Source organism: Photobacterium sp. OFAV2-7 (assembly GCF_022347985.1).
Taxonomy (GTDB): domain Bacteria; phylum Pseudomonadota; class Gammaproteobacteria; order Enterobacterales; family Vibrionaceae; genus Photobacterium.
The window spans coordinates 1-4,584 of record NZ_JAKRFQ010000390.1 but is presented as its reverse complement, the minus strand read 5'-3'; the positions used below and the strand labels follow the sequence as shown (position 1 = coordinate 4,584).

The window sequence follows — 4,584 nt, the reverse complement described above, 5'->3', positions numbered from 1 at the left end:
GATCCTCAATTTCATCGCCCACTACATTATTTCTAATAACAAGGTAAACAAGGAGTTCCTCGACAAGCACGTCAATATTCGCAAGGGTGACACGGATATCGGCTACGGCTTGCGTCCGACCCACCCGCTGGAAAAAGCCGCTAAAAACCCTGGCAGTAAGAAGTCGACGCCGATGAGCTTCGATGACTATGCCAAGTTCGTTTCGACCTATACCGCGGAATATACCTCCGAGCTGTCGGGGGTACCGGTTGATCAGCTGAATGAGCTGGCAGAGATGTACGCGGATCCTGATGTTAAGGTTGTGTCTTACTGGACAATGGGCTTTAACCAGCACACCCGCGGAGTCTGGGCCAACAACCTTGTTTATAACATTCACCTGCTGACCGGTAAGATCTCCAAGCCCGGATGCGGACCATTTTCACTGACCGGTCAGCCATCGGCCTGTGGAACCGCGCGTGAGGTTGGTACATTTGCCCATCGCCTACCGGCCGATATGGTGGTGATGAATCCCAAGCACCGTGAGATGTGCGAAACCAAGTGGAACATTCCGGCCGGGACGATTCCGCCTAAACCCGGCTATCATGCGGTGCTTCAGGACCGGATGCTCAAAGACCGCAAGCTCAATGCCTACTGGGTGATGTGTAACAACAACATGCAGGCAGGACCTAATATTAACCAGGAGCGCCTGCCAGGCTATCGCGATCCGGCCAACTTTATTGTGACCTCCGATCCCTACCCAACTGTCACGGCCATGGCCTCGGATTTGATTTTGCCAACGGCTATGTGGGTGGAAAAAGAAGGTGCCTACGGTAATGCCGAGCGTCGAACTCAGTTCTGGCGTCAGCAGATTTCGCCACCGGGTGAGGCTAAGTCTGATTTGTGGCAGCTCATGGAGTTCTCCAAGCGGTTTAAGGTCGAGGAAGTGTGGCCGCAGGAACTGATTGCCAAGAAACCTGAGCTCAAAGGCAAGACACTGTTCGAAGTGCTGTTTGAGAACGGCACTGTCAATAAGTTCAGTACTGACGAGCTGGCGGCGGATCAGCTCAATGACGAATCGCGTGACTTTGGCTTCTATGTCCAGAAAGGCCTGTTCGAAGAATATGCCTACTTTGGCCGTGGTCATGCCCACGATTTGGCTCCGTTCGATATGTATCACCAGTCTCGTGGTTTGCGCTGGCCTGTAGTCGATGGCAAGGAAACCGTCTGGCGTTATGCCGAAGGCTATGACCCTTATGTTAACAAGGGCGAAGAATTTGCCTTCTACGGTAAGCCGGATAAGAAAGCCGTGATCTTTGCGTTGCCTTACGAGCCGGCTGCGGAATCACCGGACGAGGAGTACGACCTATGGCTCTCCACTGGTCGGGTACTCGAACACTGGCATACCGGTTCGATGACTCGCCGTGTGCCTGAGCTTTACCGTTCGTACCCCGATGCTGTGGTTTATATGCATCCGCTGGATGCCAAGAAGCGCGGTCTGCGCCGGGGCGATGCAATCAAGATTGCATCACGTCGCGGGGAAGTACTGTCCCATGTTGAAACAAGGGGACGGAACAGGGTGCCGCAGGGCTTGGTATATATGCCGTTCTTCGATGCCAGCCAGCTGACAAATAAGCTCACACTGGATGCCACGGATCCACTTTCCAAAGAAACCGACTTCAAGAAATGTGCGGTGAAAGTGGTTAAGGCCTAACAGACAGGAACAGAGCGATGAAGACTCCGCGCTTTAGAACTTCAGACAGCCGCCGGCGTTTCTTGCGAGATGCTGTGCGGACAGCCGTAGGCGTAGGTGCCGCGGCCACGGTATTGGGGTTGCAGTCTAGGCAAAGCCAGGCCGACGTCGGTGTACCGATCCGGCCTCCGGGGGCGCTGGATGAGCCTGATTTCCTTCAGGCGTGTCTGCGCTGTGGTTTGTGTGTACAGGCTTGTCCCTATGACACCTTGAAGCTGGCGACACTCCTCTCTCCGGTCGCGACCGGCACGCCGTATTTTACGGCTCGGGATATACCGTGCGAGATGTGTGAAGACATTCCCTGTGTTGTCGACTGCCCGAGTGGCGCCCTGGATCATGCCCTGACGGACATTGATGACGCCAGGATGGGAACGGCGGTACTGATAGACCATGAAACTTGTCTGAACTGGCTTGGCTTGCGATGCGATGTCTGCCACCGGGTTTGTCCGTTGATCGATGAGGCGATCACGCTTGAACCGATTCGAAACCAGCGAACGGGCTATCACGCCAAGTTTATCCCAACCGTGCACTCTGATGTCTGTACAGGCTGTGGTAAATGCGAACAGGCCTGTGTACTGGATGAAGCGGCGATAAAGGTGGTACCGACGGCGTTGGCGAAAGGACAGATGGGGCAGCATTACCGGTTGGGCTGGGAAGAAAAGGCCCGACAAGGTGAAAGCCTGGTCCCGGAAGATCTGACACTGCCCGTTCGCAAACCTGAAGGCACTGGGGGAGGTCAGTAATGGCTATACGCAATGCGAAAAATCATGCCAAAGATGCCGGCAAGGCAGCAGTGAAAACGCTGGGCTGGTGGAAGGCCCATCGCTTCTTGCTGCTGCGCCGAAGCTGCCAGCTACTGATTATCGGCTTGTTTATGGTTGGTCCGACACTGGGTGTACTGCGGGGCAACCTGTCATCAAGCACCCTGTTTGGCACCATACCCATGACGGATCCGCTGATCTTGCTGCAAACCCTTGCTGCCGGGCATCTGCCTGAGCTGACGGCCTTGCTGGGCGCTCTGATCGTGGTGGTGTTTTACGCCGTGATCGGGCCGCGGGTATTTTGCGGTTGGGTTTGTCCGTTGAATATGGTGACAGATCTGGCGGCATGGCTGAGGCGCAAACTGGGGCTCAAGGTCAGCTACAACTGGTCGTCTCGTCTGCGTTATTGGCTATTGCCAGTGTTGCTGCTGGGGAGTGCCGTGTCGGGCACTGTGCTGTGGAGCTGGATTGATCCGGTTGCCGCATTGCACCGTGGTTTGATTTTCGGCATGGGGGCGAGCTGGATCCTGATCGTGCTGGTTTTTGCGCTGGATCTGTTGTTAGTCGAGCACGGCTGGTGTGGGCATTTGTGTCCGCTGGGTGCGACTTACGGTGTGATAGGCAGCAAGAGCCTGCTCCGGGTAACGGCCACCAATCGCGAGGCCTGCAACAAGTGTATGGACTGCTTCAACGTGTGCCCCGAACCCGAAATACTGCGCCAGCCGCTTAAAGAGGGCGATCGTCGGGTGATGAGCCAGGACTGTATCAGCTGCGGGCGCTGCATCGATGTCTGTTCCGAAAAGGTATTGGAATTTAAAACAAGAATTGGAGCCAAATATGAAGGGTAAGTTTGTTGTGTCTGCACTGCTTGCAGCATTTGTTAGCTTAGCAGCATTCGCTGAGGTTACCTCGCTACGTGGCGATCAAGGTATTGGCGAGAGCAATGAGGTGGAGGCGATTAAGCAAGTGCCGAAAAAACAGGATCGTCTCGCACTTGATTATGTTAACCAGCCTCCGTTGATCCCGCACTCCACTGATCAGGTACAGCTTAATCCGAGCAATAATGGCTGCCTGGAATGCCACGATGTGGACAAGTACCGTAAATCGGGCGCACCACGTGTCAGCCCGACCCACTATATGGACCGTGACAACAAAATGCTGGGGGATGTGGCACCACGTCGTTATTTCTGTCTGCAATGCCACGTTACCCAGGTCGATGCGACACCATTGGTTGAAAATACCTTTCAGCCTGCCGGTAAATTTGGCCAATAGGAGGTTGTATGGGACTTAAGCTACCCGGCTTTATTCAGCGCTTCTGGATATGGTTCAGAAAACCGAGCCATTTCGCAATTGGAAGCATACTGACGGTAGGTATCGTGGTGGGGATCGTATTCTGGGGCGGGTTTAATACCGCAATGGAAATGACCAATCAGGAAGACTTCTGCATCAGTTGTCATGAAATGGAGAATAACGTCTATCAGGAATATGTCGGAACCATTCACTACAACAACCGCAGTGGTGTTCGTGCAACCTGCCCTGATTGCCATGTGCCCAAAGAGTGGGTGCCGAAAATGGTCCGTAAGATCCAGGCCAGTAAAGAACTCTACGCGAAAGCATTTGGTATCGTCGATACGCCTAAGAAGTTTGAGGATCATCGTTTTGAGATGGCTTCACGCGAGTGGGAGAGGATGAAGGCCAACGATTCGCAGGAGTGTCGTAACTGTCATAACTTCGAGTACATGGATCTCACTACCCAGAAGCCCGTTGCCTCCAAGATCCACAACGAGGCAGAAGATGCTGGTAAAACTTGTATAGACTGCCACAAAGGTATCGCACACCAGTTACCGAAAGGCCACAAAATAGAGAAAGCTATCTAGTCATATAGTAAGCAATGAAAATCCCCAACCGAGCAGTCGGTTGGGGATTTCTTTATCACAAGTTTGAGCTTGGTAGCCGCTGGTCGGCAACAAAACTTTGGTAGAGCTGCTTCAAAAGAGGTTTGTGACCTTTGCTTTCAAGGTACTTATCGACATCATTGCGCATACTGTCGGCAAAGAAGGCGCCAACAAACATGCCTTGATCCAGGCCGATGAT

The 4,584-nt window shown here is 53.4% G+C and carries 5 protein-coding genes; all 5 read left to right on the top strand.

The window, feature by feature from the left end; genetic code table 11:
• Positions 1–1,690 (top strand): nitrate reductase catalytic subunit NapA (gene napA, locus MHN01_RS17380; RefSeq protein ID WP_239412496.1); only part of this gene is annotated, 1,690 nt, incomplete at its 5' end.
• Positions 1,691–1,707: 17 nt separating this feature from the next.
• Entirely contained in the window at positions 1,708–2,472 is a 765-nt protein-coding gene (napG, locus tag MHN01_RS17375; protein ID WP_239412495.1) for a ferredoxin-type protein NapG, read from the top strand.
• Positions 2,472–3,338, top strand: coding sequence for a quinol dehydrogenase ferredoxin subunit NapH (napH, locus tag MHN01_RS17370; protein WP_239412494.1), 867 nt, complete (start codon positions 2,472–2,474; stop codon positions 3,336–3,338). The genes napG and napH overlap by 1 nt, the downstream gene beginning before the upstream one ends.
• The gene (locus MHN01_RS17365; RefSeq protein WP_075766823.1) at positions 3,328–3,762 is read left to right on the top strand and encodes a nitrate reductase cytochrome c-type subunit; all 435 of its coding nucleotides are present in this window, start codon (positions 3,328–3,330) and stop codon (positions 3,760–3,762) included. Before napH ends, MHN01_RS17365 begins: the two co-directional genes overlap by 11 nt.
• An 8-nt stretch (positions 3,763–3,770) precedes the next feature.
• Complete coding sequence (gene napC, locus MHN01_RS17360; RefSeq protein ID WP_239412493.1) at positions 3,771–4,367, top strand: cytochrome c-type protein NapC; 597 nt, start codon at positions 3,771–3,773, stop codon at positions 4,365–4,367.
• The last annotated feature ends 217 nt before the right edge of the window (positions 4,368–4,584 follow it).